We start from the raw sequence: 15,271 nt of genomic DNA, 5'->3' as shown, positions 1-15,271 counted from the left end.
TCCATCAAAGGGAAAAATCAGTAAGGCACAGGCTTTGTGGATTTTCCACCGAGCTCGCCTACCCCTCGTCGTCCTCTGACAAATTACCGACCATCAGTCATTCGATACCGTTACCACTGACGCTTGTCCGGCCGTGCAAGGCCGAGTTTTTCGATCCGGTAACGCAGCATGTCGCGGCTCAGGCCCAGCAGGCGCGCAGACTTGGTGACGTTCCAGTCGGTCTTGTCGAGCATCTTGCGCACCATGTCGCGCTCGACTTCCGGCAGGTTCATGGATTCGACGTTGCTGCTCGGGCGGGGTTCGAAGTATTGCGTTTCGGGCATGACCAACGGTTCATCCACCAGGCTCTGGCAGACGTTCAACTGGTGCGCGGCAACCGTGTCGCTCTGGGCCAGCAACACGGTTTGCTCCAGCATGTTGCGCAACTCGCGCACGTTGCCCGGCCAGGTGTAGCTGAGCAGCAACTCTTCGGCCTGGTCGCTGAAATACAAGTGCGGTTTGCCATAGCGTTTGCCGTGGATCGCCAGGAAGTGTCGGGCCAGCAACAGCACGTCTTCACCCCGGGCGTGCAGGCGCGGGACCTTGATCGAAATGATCCGCAGGCGAAAGAACAAATCACGCCGGAACTTGCCCTGCTGGACCATCTGCTCCAGGTTGCAATTGGTGGCGCTGATCACGCGCAAATCGACTTTGCGTTCCTTCACCGAACCGACCCGGCGAATGGTCCGGTCTTCCAGCAGCTTCAGCAATTTGGCTTGCAACAGCAGGTCCATCTCGCCGACCTCATCGAGAAACAGCGTCCCGCCGTCAGCGGCTTCCACCAGCCCGACCCGTCGATCCTTGGCGTCGGTGAAGGCGCCCTTCTCGTGGCCGAACAGTTCCGATTCCACCAGGTTGGACGGGATCGACGCGCAGTTGAATTCAATGAACGGACCTTTGGCCCGTGGGCCGTCGAAGTGCAGCGCCCGGGCTACCAGTTCCTTGCCGGTGCCGGTTTCGCCTTCCACCAGGACCGGCGGCAGATCGGTGTTGGCCATCCGGCGCTCGGCGTCGAGCAATTGGCCGATCGTATTTTTCAGGTAGTGCATCGGTGCCGACTCGCCGATCAACGCCTGCACCCCGGACTTCTGCGCCTCGCGTTCCTGATAGAACGACAGCGTGCGCTCCATCCGGTCGGTGGCCAGGGCCTTGTCCAGCAGCAGCTTGAGCTCCGGCAGGGCCACCGGCTTGGTGACGTAATGAAAAGCGCCCTCTTTCATCGCGATCACTGCGTCTTCGACGTTGCCGTAGCCGGTCATCATGATCACTTTCAGATCCGGCGCGCTGATACGCAGCTTCTGGATCAGGTCGTGACCGCTCATGCCCGGCAGCGAATTGTCGGTCAGCACCACGTCCGGGACGACAGTGCCGAGTTGCTCCAGCGCATCCTCGGCCGAGTGACAGACAGTAACCTCGAAGTCTTTGCGCTCGAGGTAGGTCTGGATGTTCTCGGCGAGAAGCTCATCATCCTCGACCAGCAGTATGCTGTGCTCCATATTCCCCTCCCGTTGCCACTTTAAAGTTGAGACAAACGCGGGTTCCTTCCTGCTCCTGGCTGGTCAGCACGACCGAGCCCTGGAAGCGTTCCATTATTCGTTTGACCAACGCCAGGCCGACGCCAAGCCCGCCTTGCTTGGTAGTAAAAAACGGCTTGAAGACCATCTGTTGCTGCTGTTTGGTCATGCCCTTGCCGGTATCGCTCAGGGTCATACTCAGTCGCCCCGGTGCCGGTGACTCGATCTCGACAGTCAGCACGCCGCCCTTGGGCATGGCTTCCAGGGCATTGGCGAACAGGCTGTTGAGAATCTGCGTGAGCAGCACGGGCTGGCTGACCACCGGCGGAAAGCTTTGCGGGGTGAAACGCACCTCGACACTCGAGCGTTTGATCAGCGGTTCGAAGGCACTCAGGGCGTCGTCGACGGCCAGCACCAGGTCCACGGATTCGGAGTCGTCACTCATCGGCCGCAGCGACACCAGCAATTCGCGCACCCAGCGGGACATGCGATCGACCTGATTGATGATGTCGCCGATGTTCTTCTGGGCGCTCTGGCTCGCGACGTCCTGGGCCAGTTCGGCGCTGGAGCGGATGGTGGCCAGCGGGTTGCGCAAGCTGTGGGCGACCGCCGAGGACATTTCCCCCAGGGCGACGAAGGTTTCGTTGCTGATCAGTTGTTTCTGCTGGCTCTGCAGCAACGTCGCGGCCCGCCGCACGATCCAGAACAACGCCAGGTAAATCGCCGCGCCACCGAGCAGGGTCGCGATCCAGATCGACTTGAAGCCGCGCTGGATACGCTCCACCAGGTCCGCCGGCTCTTTGTAGATCTCGACCATGGCGATGACTTTGCTCTTGTCGGCGTTGAACATCGGGATGTAGTTCTCGATGAACAGCAATTGCGGCTCGCGTAATAGCTTCTGCTCGGGGCGTTCCTCGTCGATCTGGTGGTAACTGGAGGATACCGGCTGCTTCATTTCGAAAGACTCGTCCAGCTCCTCGTCATCCTCAATGCGTACCCCGACCAGTTCAGCGTTGGTTGACCAGACGATCGTGCGGTCCAGGGCGTAGACCGTGGCCAGCAGGATGTCCGGCAAGTGCTCCACATGATCGAGAAATTCATTGCGCGCCGCGGCGCGGGACAGCGGGTCGACGTCGGGATAGGCCAGGTCCTGGCGCGGGTCCAGCAGTTCGCCCATGGTGCGCGTCGGGGTGATCCCGGCGTGACGCAGTTCGGCATCGCCGATGGCCTGGATAAATTGCGCGGTGAGCAAGGCGTCGCGCTCGATGCTTTCGGTGACCACGAAACGTGTGGAAATGTAGCCCAGGCCCAGGGCCACGGCGGCGATGATGAAAAAACTGGCCAGGGAAAACCAGCGCAGCAGATTGAACTGACCGCCCCAGCTCTTGCGCGCTGCTGCCGGCATAGGCGGCGCAGGTATTTTTTGTTGTTCTGATGTCTGCATGGGCGTGTCCTGGGTGCTTGCTTCGAGCCTTTTTTAGCGGTGTCACGAACAGTGTAGGTCGCAATGTCCGTGACCGACGGCCAATGATGTTATTTAGCCGCTAGTTCATCTGCGACACCTCTGGCACCTGGTTCGCCACGGGTTGCTGGCGGTCGGTTTCTTCCTGCAAGAAGTCGATGATCGCCTGCGCGGAATGCTCATCCATACGCAAATTGGGCATCGGAATCCTGTCGAAACGCTGGTACAGCTCCAGTGCAACCGGGTCTTTCTCCGCCAGCATGCGGTCCGGCTCGCGAATCCAGCGGTTGAGCCAGGCCGGTTCGCGCAGGCGGGTCACGCCGATCAGGTCCGGGCCGATGCTGCGCATGCCGATGCCCTGCCCGTCCAGCGGCCCGAGGCTGTGGCACGAGGCGCACCGGGTGCGAAACAGCTCCTCACCGTTACTCGGCGGGCGAATTTCCGGTGCGTTGGCGTAGCTTTCCTCGATGCTGGGTTGTTTCCAGTTCTGCAAGGTATTGGCCAGTTGATCCGCCAAAATCCAGGGGTTCTCGAACGGTGAAGCCTTCATCCAGCGGCCACTGGCCTGGTTGCCGACGATCAGGCTCAGGTTGTGGTCCTTGCTGCGGCCGTTGTCGACGCCCTCGATAAACAACCCGAGCTTTTTGCGCAGGTCGGTGACGTCTTCAAACTCGCCGGTCAGGAACTTCCAGCCCGGCCCGACCTTGAAGCGCTGCGCATAGGCCTTCAGCACCTCAGGCGTGTCGCTGAGCGGGTCGATGCTGATGGAGTAGAAGAAAACGTCCTGACCGACCCGGTCCCCGAGCAACTTCTGCACTTGGCGCAGGCGTGCGGTTTCCAGCGGGCAGGAGTCACTGCAGGAAGTGAAGATGAAATTGATCACCACCACTTTGCCTTTGATCAGGTCATCGAAAAATCGCACCTGCCGACCGTCCTGGTCGGTCAGCAAGGTGTTGGGGAAATAGTCGCCGCCCCAGGGTGTCGCCGACTCGGTCGGCGACAGCGCCCCTTCGTGGGCCAGGAGCACCTGACTGACCAGCAGACAGGTGACCAGGACCAGAATCAGGTGCATGCCCAGGGCGCGGGAGCGCGGCGTGTGCGGTGTCATGTCGGCTCCCCGGCGGTTCATTTTTTCACCGCCACTTGTGGACCGTAGCCGTCGCCGGTACGGAAGGTTGGCAGCGCGGCGGAGTTGACGTAGCGCACCCCGTCCCAACTTGGCAGCGGCGTCGGCATCAACTGGAATTGCCCGGGTTTCTCAATGTCCCAGCGCAGCAGCATCGAGTTGTCCTCATGCTGGGTGTTGTGACAGTGCTCCATGTAGGTCCCGGCGAATTCGCGGAAGTTGATCGCCATCTCGACGTTGTCCAGGCCATCGTTTTCCGAACCGATGCGGTACACGTCCTTGCGCGCCCATTTTTCCCATTCCGGTGGCGCCTTGCCGCCGCGACTGAGGATGATCCCTTCCTCGAAGTGCACATGCACCGGGTGGCTCCAGCCTTTGCCGCCGGCCTTGATGTTCCACACTTCCAGGGTGCCGAAACCGGTGACGCCGGCATCGGTAGGCCCGGTGGCCAGTTTGGTCGCAGTGTTCAAGCGCCGTGGGTCCATGTGGAAGCCGAAACCGCCGTCAGTCTTGACCGTCCACGGGGCTTCATCGGTGCCGTCGGAACGGCCGAAGGTGAAGGTGCGGTGACGGGCGTTGGCCAGCAGCACTTTGTCGGCGGCGTTGTCGCGGTGGATCTTCAGCGGGATCATCACCATGCCTTCAGCCTTGCCGGGTTTGGCCGGTTCGTAGGCTGCGGGGTCCATGGCCAGGTCCTGGCCGGTGTAGGCCTTGACGTTGAGCTGCAAGACCTTGCCCACGCCCGGATCACCCTTGTCCCACTGCGGGCCTTTGCTCGATTGCTTGATCACCGCCAGGTATTTTTCCGACAGCACGTCCGCCAGGTCGATGGGGTCTTTCGGGCCTTTGCCGTCGTCGTGGGCCATCAGGTTGACCACGAACAGCTTGTCCCCGGGCTTGATCCCGTTCTTCGCGAAGTTGACGATGATGTCGAAGCGCTCGGCGATGCCCTGGGTCGGCAGGATCGCGAAGTGGTTCTTTTTATCGCCATCGGCGTCGAGGTCCATGGTGCCGTCGAACGGCACGCTGTGTTCCATGATGTTGCCGTCGTTGGCAATCATGTGGAACGGCACGCGGGCATAGGAAATACCGGAGTTTTTCGGCCCCTGGAATTCACCGCTGCTGCCCTTGACCTCACGCACGATGGCTAACTTGAAGTAGCGCGACACCGAGCCATTGAGGATGCGGAAGCGATAGCTGCGGGCGCGCACATCGAGGGTCGGTTTCCACTGCCAGTTGACCAGCACCTGGTCACCGAGGAAGCCGTCGGTGTTGAACGGGTTGAACCACAGCTGACCGGCCTGATCCCACGCCTTGTCGGCGAACACCAGGTTGACGTCGTAGTCGCGGTTACCCCACGGTAAGGCGCTGCCGCTGGGAAAACGCAGGTTGACGCCGTCGTTCACCGATTCGTTGCCACGGTCCAGGGCGCTGTAGTAGTTCATCATCGCCGCGTTGCCCTTGTAGACGTTCTGCGCGGTGAAATCGAGCATGTGGTCGTGGAACCAGTGGGTGCTCATGGTTTCGCGCCAGTCGCCGCGGATCTTGATGGTCCCGTTTTCGCAGGTCTTGCGGCTCGGGCTCATATCGTTGGTCCACAGGGTTTCGCCCGGCGCGCAAGGGAATGCCGCGCGTGGGTCGTGGGCGTCGGTGTTGATGCTGTCGTAACCGGCCAACTGGATCGGCCAGCGATAGTCGTAGTACTGCCCCGGAAAGAAGAACGCGTTGGCATAGCCGTCGCTTTCCGCCGGTGCGTGACCGTTGTGTTCGTGGGTGCTGATGGTGTGCAGGCCGAAACCCATGTTGGCCGACGGATCGATCGGCAAGCCGTTGTAGTGGCGCATCATCACGGGTTGGCCGTAACGCACCATCAGCAGCTTGGGCGGCAAGGTGCCGTCGAAGGTCCAGACCGAGTTGTGGTTCTGCACCGGCATGTTCGGGTGGAAGCGCGGGTCGACGCCTTTGGAGGTGCCATCGGTGGCCGGTACGCCCGCCACGTTGTGATACAGGCCGCCGGGGCCGAATTCGCCCAGGGCATAACCGTGCATCTGATGGCTGTCACGCCAACCGCTGTTGAGCCGCGCTCCGGTTTGCACGGTTTTGTAGGCCACTTGCGGGTAGAACTCGTTCCAGCGCTGATGGGACCAGCCTTTTCCTGGCGGACGTCCTTCGGCGGACGAGCCGATATGGCGGTTGAGGAACACTTCGATCTGCGACTGCCACGGGTTGCGGTCCACCACGTTCGAGTACTGGCTGGGGAACGGCGTCAGCCCCGGTTGCCGCAAAAAGGCGTCGAGTGCCGCGCTGGGTGGCGCACTGCGCGCTGCGTTGGTCGGGTCCTGCTGGGGCAACGGGCCCACGGCGGCCGGTGGAAAGCCCAACGGGGCGGCCGGTGTGGTGGGGTCGAGTTTTTCCGGGCCGAACTCTTCGAACAACACCAATTGCTGAGTGAACGGCTGGGCACCGAACAATGGGCTCGGCTTGCCATTGGTGGGGTAGTTGAAACTGGTTTGCACCGTCGGCGGCAGGACGTTTTCCTTACGCGTGTCGTCGCGGCTGCCTTTGACGCCATCGGGCAAATCGAAGGAATCTTCGTTGGCCTCGGGCATGGTCAAAATGGCATTAAGGGCGCCCGCCTTGTCAGCGGGTTCGTCGTAGTAAGCCGAAGGATCGGAAGGCTCGGGCTGACGCTCATCGTCAATCGGGCTGGCGCGCAACGAGGGCGAGGTGCCCAGGGTCATCGTCAGGAGGATACTCAGTGGGGTCAACAGGCCGAACCACTTGCAGGGGTGCCGCGCTTTTCTGTCCATCACCAGCCGCCTCGAAGTCGTGAAGGGGGTAATGGTGTTTTGCAATTACCTCGCCAGACTTTTAGCGGCCCTCTACCAAAGTATTAACACTTGATGGATCAATGGCTTATCAACATCACCCCGCCACTGTGGGCCAAATGACTGGGGCATGACACCCGCTAACGGGGAAAGTTCATCCCCGTTTTCAGGGGACTAATTTAAACGACAGACGGACACAAGTGCCTTCGCCTTCGCGGCTGACAAGAGCCACCGCACCGCCGAAACGCTCCATGATCCGCTTGACCAGCACCAGCCCGACGCCGAGCCCGCCCTGCTTGGTGGTGAAGAACGGCCTGAACGCCATGTTGCGCTGTTCTTCGTTCATGCCTTTGCCAGTGTCGCTCAGCACCACGCACACGCCACGGGCATCGGTCGGTTCCAGGGTGATGGTCAGGGTGCCGCCCTTCTCCATGGCTTCCAGGGCGTTGGCCATCAGGCTGTTGAGGATCTGCGTCAACTGCACTTGCTGGCTCAGGACCATCGGCGTTTGCTGCGGATTGAACACCACGTGGACGCCGGCCCTGGCAATTTGTTGCTCGAACGCCGTCAGGCTGTCGTGGATTGCCGCCACCAGGTTCACCGGTTCCGGGTCATCGTTGAGCGGGCGCAAGGATTGCAGCAGCTCGCGGACCCACTTCGACATACGATCGACCTGGCCGATGATGTCGTTGATGTTCTTGTGCGCCGGGCCGTTGTCGAACTCCAGGGCCAGCTCGGCGCTGGACCGGATGGTCGCCAACGGGTTGCGCAGGCTGTGGGCGACCGCCGAGGACATCTCGCCGAGAGCGACAAAGGTTTCGTTGGTGATCAGTTGTTTCTGTTGCTGCGCCAGCAGGATCGCGGCCCGGCGCACGATCCAGTACAAGCCCAGGTAAATCAGCCCGCCGCCCAGAGCCGTGGCCAGCCAGATCAGCGCGAGCCCGCGCTCGATGCGGCTGATCAGGTCCTTGGGTTCCTTGTAGATCTCGACCATCGCCGTGACGTTCTTGCCGTCGGCGTCGAACAGCGGAATGTAGTTTTCGATAAAGATGTAGTCCGGTGGCGTGATGAACTTCTGTTCCATCCGCGCCTGATCGACGTCGTGGTAACTGGCCGAGACCGGGATCTTGAACTCAAAGGCGTGATCCAGATCTTCGTCGGCGTGAATCGTGGTGCCCATGAGTGCCGGGTTGGTGGACCAGATCACCATGCGGTCGGGGGCATAGATGTTGGCCAGGATCACGTCCGGCAGATTGGCAATATGGTCGAGGAATTCGCCCCGGGCATTGGCGCGGGCCGCCGGATCGACATCGGGGAAATCCTTGTCCTGGCGTGGATCGACCAGCTCGCCCATGGTCCGCACATTGGGGATCGACACATGGCGCACCTCGGCGGAGGCGATCGCCTGAATGAATTGTGCCGTTAATAAGGCATCGCGCTGCACGCTTTCGGTAATCACAAACTGCGTGGACACCGCCCCCAGCGCCACCGCCACGGTCGCAATCACCGCCATGCTGATCAGCGAAAACCAGCGCAGCAGGTTGAACGGCTGTTTACGGGTGCTCAAGCGAATATCGCCTTCCTCAGGCCGGAGCAGTTTTTCGGACATAGTCATGGGTTGGATCCCGACGATTCACCTATAAGGTTATAGCCCACTGTTTGGTGTTTGCCCCAATGCCAGCAAGCTAAGCAAATCGTGGGGCTAACACCGTCCCCTGTGGGAGCGGGCTTGCTCGCGAAGACGGTGTGTCAGCCAACATCAACGCAGCTAATACACCGCTTTCGCGAGCAAGCCCGCTCCCACAGGGGATGTGCCGTGCCTGATTGACCGCTAACTGTGATTTCCCCATCCCCCACCTGCCCCACTCACCCCCAATCCTGGGGACACTCGCCCGCTCCAACATCCAGCCCTCGATCCCTCCAACCACTCTCCACGCCCGTACCCCGGCCCTCTCCCGCCCATTCCCGCCAATTGGTATGCAATTTGCGCTAGCCCTCTCAACTGGCCCGTCTTCAAGGGACAGGCACTCCGATAGAGGGATTAACTCATGCACCCTTTACTGTCCAAAACCGCGGCCGCGCTGGTCGTTACCGCTCTTGCCCACGGTGTTGCCCAGGCAGCGCTGTTTGCCGTCGACCCCGGCCCCTATGTGCCAGCCAACGGTTCGTTTGCCGCCTGGTATCAGGACACCCATGGTCGAACCCTCGACTTGTGCCTGTCCAAGGCACTCAGCTCCAGGGTGGCCAGTGCACCCGGTGCGCCGTCCTACATGTGCCTGTTGGGCGCGGTCCCCGGCGTTTTCGACGACACGCAGCCCATCGTTTTCCCGAGCAATTTTCCCGATGAGGCGTTCTGGTTCACCGGCGACGGCTCAATCGTCGATGCCGCACGGGGCATCGACTTGACCTACGTCAGCGCCGTGGAAGCCGCCTTCGCCGCTGAAGAACCGGTGGAGGGCGACCAGGTCAGTTTTGGCCGCATCCGCATTCGGGTGGACGTGCCCACCGCCGGTGTCTACACCATCACCCACCCCTACGGCGTCGACATATTTGACGTTCCCGCCGGTGGGCGTCGTGCCATCAACATGACCCGCGACATCGGTATCGGCACGCCGAAAACCTACGACGGCGCCCTCAAGAGTGACATCGGCCCGTTCCTGCGCAGCGTCAACGGCCCCTACACCGAGACCAACCCGGCCACCGGTCAAGCCGAGAAATTCGTTGGCGACCCGAACCTGGAAGAAGCCTTCACCGGCAGCCCTTTCAACACCAACTACATCCGCATCGAAGGGCCTAACGGGCTGGACCTGCGCACGACTGTAATGGCCATCTCCGGCAAGTTGTCGACGGTGGTTCGACCCACCCCGATCATCGCCGAGCGCAGCACTTACTCGCGCAAGGCCGGTGCCAGTGCCCCGGTGGCCCAGCAGGACGTGTTCGTCATGGCTCCGCCACCACCGGCCACCGTGACCCTGGCCAGCAACAGCCCGGTGCTGAACCTGACTGAAGCCAACACCACCGGCCATTGGTACGCCCAGTCCGCCACCAACCCGACGTTGCCGAGCACCTTGCAGGTGACCGCCGACAACCACCTGGCCATCCCGACCAGCACGCCGACCACGGTGCCTACGCAACTGACTGACCTAGTGGTGATTTCGCAGGCCCAGTACAGCCTGAGCACCGGGCAGATCTCGATCGTGGCTTCAACCAGCGATGAAACATCGCCGCCGGTCCTCACTGCCACCTCCGGCACGGGTGTCGCCATCGGCGCCCTCAGCGGCGACGGCGCGGTGAAATCCCTGTCGACCGGCATCTCGCCGATTCCACCGGCCAAGGTTCGAGTGACGTCATCCAATGGCGGCAGCGATACCGAAGAAGTGGTCATCGTGCAATGAACGCGCACCTGCCCAGATCCTCATCAGGAGGCATCATGAACAAATTGCCACGCCTGGCGCTCAACGCCCTGGGACTGACTCTATCGCTGTCCGGCAGTGCATTCGCGCAACTCGCTGCCGTCGACCCCGGCCCCTACACCTTTGCCACCGGGAAATTCCCGATGTGGTATCAGGACAACAATCTGCTGTCGCTGGAACTGTGCCAGTCGCGGGCGACCAGTTCGCGGGTAGCGAGCGCTCCTGGCGCGCCAACCTACATGTGCATCCTGAATCCGGAACCCGGGTTTTTCGATGACACCCAGCCGATGGTGTTTCCAGATAACTGGCCACCGGAAGCGTTCTGGTACCTCGCCGAAACTAACATCGCCGATGTCGGCGGCTATGGCGTGGATGCCTACGTGGCCGGGGTCGAAGCGGCCTTCACGGCGGAAGACCCTATCGACGGCGACCAGGCAAGCTTCGCGCGGATTCGTCTGCGGGTGAACGTGCCTGTCGCCGGGACCTACACCATCACCCACCCGTACGGCGTGGAAACGGTCAACGTCACCGCGCCGGGCCGTCGGGCGATCAACATCACCCGCGACATCGGCATCGGCGCACCGGGCAATTTCAGCGGCGCACTCAATGGTCAGGTCGGACCGTTCCTGCGCAGCGTCAACGGACCGTATACCGAAGTGAACCCGGACACCGGTTCCACCGAGTCTTTCGTGGGCGACCCGAACCTCTCTGAAGCGGTCACCGGCAGCCCGTTCAATAACAACTTCCTGCGTGTGCAAGGACCGGCCGGGACCATCCAGACCAACCTCTTTACCGTGTCTGGCAAGGTCCTCGACAACCGTGCGCAAACCCCGGTGGAAATTGGCCGCGCCACTTACCGCCGCACCGCTTCAGGCCCGGGCACCAGCACTACCCGGGTAGAAGTGTTTGGTAAATCGACCAACGGTTCGAGCCTGTGTTTCCGCGAAACCGTGGCCCTTGTACCCGGACCACCGCAGACGCCCTGCCTGACCAGCATGCTCGGCGACAACACGGGCCTGTTCTTCGGCCAACGCCTGACGGGTGCCACCGTGCCTGCCGTGGTGGTGCTCACCGCGAGCAACCCGGCCGGTACCACCCGGCCGACCGCCGTCTCGAGCAAGGTCACCGACCTGGTGAAAATCCAGACCGCCCGCTACAACTGGAGCAATCACAGCCTGCTGATCGAAGCGACGTCAACCGATGAAGTAGCGGTGCCAGACATGGTTGCCCAGGGCTACGGACGCCTGTCGAAAACCGGCACCCTGCAAAAACTCACCGTGGCCGACCTGACCCAGCCACCGGCCAGCGTCACGGTCAAATCCGCCGCGGGCGGCAGCGACACCGAGCTCGTGGTAGTGGTCGGCAGCGCACCGGACACTGGCGAGAACCAGGCGCCGATCGCGGTCGCCGACACCGGCGCCACCAGTTTCGGCGTGCCGATCACCCTCAACCTGGTGGCCAACGACAATGATCCGGACGGCAACGTGCCGCTGAGCATTACCGCGCTGACCCAACCGGCTGCCGGGCAAGGCACCGTGGCCTTGAGCGGCACCACTTCGGTGGTCTACACCCCGCCAGCGGTCGTCACCACGCCATTGACCACGACCTTCACCTACAAGGCGCAGGACGTCAAAGGCCTGGCCTCGACCACCGCCGCGACCGTGACCATTACCGTGGCGCCTAACCGGCCACCGGTGGCGGTCAACGACAGCATCGCGACGTTGGGCGTGGCGATTCCGATCAACGTGCTGGCCAACGACACCGATCCGGAAGGCAACGTGCCGCTCGGCGTCGCCAGCCTGACCCAACCGGCAGCCGGTCGCGGCACCGTCAGCACTGACGGCACCGTGATCACCTACACCCCACCGGCCACGGTCACCACGGCGTTCACCACGACCTTCACCTACATCGCCCGGGACAGCTTCGGCGCCCTGTCGACGCCCGCGACGGTCACCGTGCAAGTCTCGCCAAGGCCCGCCGCGGAAACCTTCACCGTGACCACCGCCACAGTCCAGGCCCGCTCCAACAATCGCTTCAACTGGGACTTCGCCGGGACTTCATCGGTGACCACCGGCAACACCATCACCATCCAGGTGACCACCCCGACCGGGCTGGTAACCCTGGGCACCACCACGGTGCCGGTGACCGGACGCTGGCGGTTGACGATCAACAACAGCACCGACGTGATCCCGTCAGCTAACCCGACGGCGACCATCCGCTCCTCCCAAGGCACCGTGCGCTCGGTGTCGGTAACCACGCTCTGAGCCTGCGCCCCGCCGACCGTTAACGTCGGCGGGGCCAGCCTCTTGATCAAGGACAACGCCATGCAAACGCCGACCGCCGCCCTGCTCTGCCTGCTTCTGCTCTGCAGCAGCGCGGGCGTGCGCGCCGACGATTTGATGGACAACGACGACCTGGCCCCCACCGCCGACCTCGGCGAGTTGCCCGCGCCGATTGGCCAGCAAGCGCTGATCAACCAGCTCGGCCAGGCCAACGTCGCGTTGCTGCAACAGAACGGACAGGGGTTGCTCGGACGCATCGTCCAGTCGGGCAGCAATCAGGAAGCCTACATCCTGCAACAGGGCAGCGACTTGATGGCACAGATCACTCAGCAAGGTTCCGGCAACGAGGCCTCAATCACGCAAAACGGCAGCCACAACCGCGCGCAGATTTCCCAGAACGGCAATAACAACGACGCCAGCATCGACCAGGCCGGCACGGGGCTCTCCAGCGCCGTGACCCAGTCCGGGAATGGTATGAGCGTTTCGGTCAAACAATATCGCTAAGCACTGCAATAACCTTGGAGGTTTCATCATGTTTAAATTGACGCCCCTCACCGCTGCCATCCTGGTCATTGTCAGTGCCCAGGCCTTGGCCGACGACAGCGTTTCCACGCAGAACCAGATCGGTACCGCCAACATCGCCGACGTGAAACAGACCGCGGCGCCGTTCAGCACCGCCACCCAACAACAACTCGGCCAGGGCAACGATGCGGCAGCCGTGCAAGACACCGCCACCAGCACCATCGATCAGACCCAGGTCGGTGATTACAACGCCGGTTACGCCGAGCAGTTGTTCGAAGACACCAGCACCATCACCCAGCAACAGGTCGGCAGCTTCAACACCAGTCACGCCAGCCAGTCGATCGGCAGCGGCGAAAACCAGGTGCTGCAGCAACAGCAAGGTAGCGGCAACTTCTCGTTTGTCTATCAGGACTCCCAGGAAGCCACCTCGGGCCAGACCTTCCAGTTTGGTGACAACAACGAAGCCAACATCGAGCAGATCCAACTGGGCGTCGCCAACAATGCGGTGATCATCCAGTACGGCAACACCAACTACGCGACTGCCGAACAGGTCAGCCACATGGGCGGCCAGATCGGCATCAACCAGGCCGGCGAAGGCAACTACGCCTACGGTGACCAGCGCAACGGCATTGGCGGCAACCTGAACATCAACCAGTTCGGCGACTTCAACGCCACCGAAGTCTGGCAGGACGGCCAGACCGCGAGCCAGGCCACCGTCAACCAATACGGACAGACCAACGAAACCGTGGTCGACCAGAGCTTCGGCGAAAACAACGTGGCTCAGGTGCTGCAAGTCGGCGACCTCAACGCGATCTATGCCGACCAGTTCGAATCCATGGGCTCAACCGTCGCGCTGTATCAGCAAGGCACCGGCAACGTGCACTTCACCTACCAGAGCGGTGACAGCCACGTGCTCAACGCTAATTCCGTGGGCAACGGCAACAAGGTCTACGCCAGCAACTGGAAAGGCCCGCAACTGGGCGGTCAATTCGGCAGCAACCAACGCGCGACCATCAACCAGAATGGCACCAACAACGTGGCCAGCTTCAAGCAGGACGGCGTCGGCCACATCATGACCACCAACCAGACCGGCACCGGCAACAAAACCACCGTCAGCCAAGCCGATTCCTACAACGAGCTGTACTTCGACCAGAACGGCAGCGACAACATCCTCATCGCCGACCAGCGCGGCACCACCAACCTGGCCCAGGGCTCCTCCAACGGGTCGGGGAACAGCACTGAGTTCGACCAGTCCGGCACCGGCAACCAGGCGTTCACCACGCAGTTGTATGGCAGCGATAACCAGATCACTGTGAAGCAGGCTGACACCATGAACGTGGCGTATGTGACCCAGGGCGGGACGGGGAACATTGCCAATGTCGACCAGAGCGGCATGACGCAAATGGCGACGGTGCAGCAGTTTGGCAGCGCTAACCAGGCGACTGTGCTGCAGCAATAATCGCGCAGCATAAAAAACCGCGGCCCTTTCAGTGGGGTCGCGGTTTTTTTTGTGCCTGTGGGAGATTGGGTGACTGTCCGGGCGCCTTCGCGAGCAGGCTCGCTCCCACAAGGGGTCTGAGTAAATTCGTTAGAGATGGGTTGTCTGACACTCAGCCTTCGCGAGCAAGCCCGCTCCCACAGGGGATTGGTGGTGATCACAGAACTTGTGCCCCATGGAGATCCAGTGTGGGAGCGGGCTTGCTCGCGAAGAACGATAACGCGGGTCCATCTGACAGCCACTCACTGTGGCGAGGGAGCTTGCTCCCGCTGGGCTGCGCAGCAGACCCAACCCGGATAAACGCCTGTCCTCTGACACACCGCCTGTAGGAGCTGCCGAAGGCTGCGATCTTTTGATCTTCAGCGGTCGCGCCCAAGAAAGATCAAAAGATCGCAGCCTTCGGCAGCTCCTACACATGCGCATGCATCCGCAAGAAACCGGCCGGCTGTCAGGCCGCTTTCGCGAGCAGGCTCGCTCCCACAGGGGTCTGGGTACATCGCCAGGGATGTGTTGCCTGACACTCAGCTTTCGCGAGCAAGCCCGCTCCCACAGGGGATTTGTGGTGGTCACAGGATTTGTGTCGCATG

The 15,271-nt window shown here is 61.9% G+C and carries 9 protein-coding genes; 4 read left to right on the top strand and 5 right to left on the bottom strand.

What is annotated here, in order from left to right:
* Positions 1 to 110 precede the first annotated feature (110 nt).
* From ACIQY3_RS00860 to ACIQY3_RS00840, 5 genes are all read right to left on the bottom strand, one after another.
* Positions 111 to 1,535, bottom strand: a complete 1,425-nt coding sequence (locus tag ACIQY3_RS00860) for a sigma-54-dependent transcriptional regulator (RefSeq protein WP_403016313.1) — start codon at positions 1,533 to 1,535, stop codon at positions 111 to 113.
* A complete protein-coding gene (locus ACIQY3_RS00855) occupies positions 1,504 to 2,997 on the bottom strand; it encodes a sensor histidine kinase (protein ID WP_403016311.1) in 1,494 nt (497 codons plus the stop codon). Before ACIQY3_RS00855 ends, ACIQY3_RS00860 begins: the two co-directional genes overlap by 32 nt.
* A 100-nt stretch (positions 2,998 to 3,097) precedes the next feature.
* On the bottom strand, positions 3,098 to 4,123 hold the full coding sequence (locus ACIQY3_RS00850; RefSeq protein WP_403016309.1) for an SCO family protein: 1,026 nt from the start codon (positions 4,121 to 4,123) through the stop codon (positions 3,098 to 3,100).
* A 17-nt stretch (positions 4,124 to 4,140) separates the two neighbouring features.
* Positions 4,141 to 6,951 carry a multicopper oxidase domain-containing protein gene (locus tag ACIQY3_RS00845; protein WP_403016307.1) on the bottom strand — a complete coding sequence of 937 codons (2,811 nt, stop codon included), beginning with the start codon at positions 6,949 to 6,951 and terminating at the stop codon, positions 4,141 to 4,143.
* 184 nt (positions 6,952 to 7,135) lie between these two features.
* Positions 7,136 to 8,584 carry a sensor histidine kinase gene (locus tag ACIQY3_RS00840; protein ID WP_403016305.1) on the bottom strand — a complete coding sequence of 483 codons (1,449 nt, stop codon included), beginning with the start codon at positions 8,582 to 8,584 and terminating at the stop codon, positions 7,136 to 7,138.
* Between the two features lie 433 nt (positions 8,585 to 9,017).
* Between ACIQY3_RS00840 and ACIQY3_RS00835 the strand changes: the two genes are divergently transcribed.
* Genes ACIQY3_RS00835 through ACIQY3_RS00820 form a run of 4 tightly spaced genes read left to right on the top strand, consistent with a single transcriptional unit; the run spans position 9,018 to position 14,645 of the window.
* Positions 9,018 to 10,364: a hypothetical protein gene (locus tag ACIQY3_RS00835; protein WP_403016303.1), complete on the top strand. Its 1,347-nt coding sequence runs from the start codon at positions 9,018 to 9,020 to the stop codon at positions 10,362 to 10,364.
* 35 nt (positions 10,365 to 10,399) lie between these two features.
* On the top strand, positions 10,400 to 12,646 hold the full coding sequence (locus ACIQY3_RS00830) for an Ig-like domain-containing protein (protein WP_403016301.1): 2,247 nt from the start codon (positions 10,400 to 10,402) through the stop codon (positions 12,644 to 12,646).
* 60 nt (positions 12,647 to 12,706) lie between these two features.
* Positions 12,707 to 13,168, top strand: a complete 462-nt coding sequence (locus tag ACIQY3_RS00825; RefSeq protein WP_403016299.1) for a curlin — start codon at positions 12,707 to 12,709, stop codon at positions 13,166 to 13,168.
* Between the two features lie 28 nt (positions 13,169 to 13,196).
* On the top strand, positions 13,197 to 14,645 hold the full coding sequence (locus tag ACIQY3_RS00820) for a curlin (RefSeq protein ID WP_403016297.1): 1,449 nt from the start codon (positions 13,197 to 13,199) through the stop codon (positions 14,643 to 14,645).
* The last annotated feature ends 626 nt before the right edge of the window (positions 14,646 to 15,271 follow it).

Source organism: Pseudomonas sp. NPDC096950, from assembly GCF_044762525.1.
Taxonomy (GTDB): domain Bacteria; phylum Pseudomonadota; class Gammaproteobacteria; order Pseudomonadales; family Pseudomonadaceae; genus Aquipseudomonas.
The sequence above is the reverse complement of the archived record's forward strand: the minus strand, read 5'-3'. Positions and strand labels throughout refer to the sequence as shown.

Excerpts from the sequence above, each read along its gene's own strand:
- ACIQY3_RS00825 (WP_403016299.1), top strand. The coding sequence starts at position 12,707 with ATGCAAACGCCGACCGCCGCCCTGCTCTGCCTGCTTCTGCTCTGCAGC.
- ACIQY3_RS00845 (WP_403016307.1), bottom strand. The coding sequence starts at position 6,951 with ATGGACAGAAAAGCGCGGCACCCCTGCAAGTGGTTCGGCCTGTTGACC.
- ACIQY3_RS00820 (WP_403016297.1), top strand. The coding sequence starts at position 13,197 with ATGTTTAAATTGACGCCCCTCACCGCTGCCATCCTGGTCATTGTCAGT.
- ACIQY3_RS00855 (WP_403016311.1), bottom strand. The coding sequence starts at position 2,997 with ATGCAGACATCAGAACAACAAAAAATACCTGCGCCGCCTATGCCGGCA.
- ACIQY3_RS00840 (WP_403016305.1), bottom strand. The coding sequence starts at position 8,584 with ATGACTATGTCCGAAAAACTGCTCCGGCCTGAGGAAGGCGATATTCGC.
- ACIQY3_RS00850 (WP_403016309.1), bottom strand. The coding sequence starts at position 4,123 with ATGACACCGCACACGCCGCGCTCCCGCGCCCTGGGCATGCACCTGATT.
- ACIQY3_RS00860 (WP_403016313.1), bottom strand. The coding sequence starts at position 1,535 with ATGGAGCACAGCATACTGCTGGTCGAGGATGATGAGCTTCTCGCCGAG.
- ACIQY3_RS00830 (WP_403016301.1), top strand. The coding sequence starts at position 10,400 with ATGAACAAATTGCCACGCCTGGCGCTCAACGCCCTGGGACTGACTCTA.
- ACIQY3_RS00835 (WP_403016303.1), top strand. The coding sequence starts at position 9,018 with ATGCACCCTTTACTGTCCAAAACCGCGGCCGCGCTGGTCGTTACCGCT.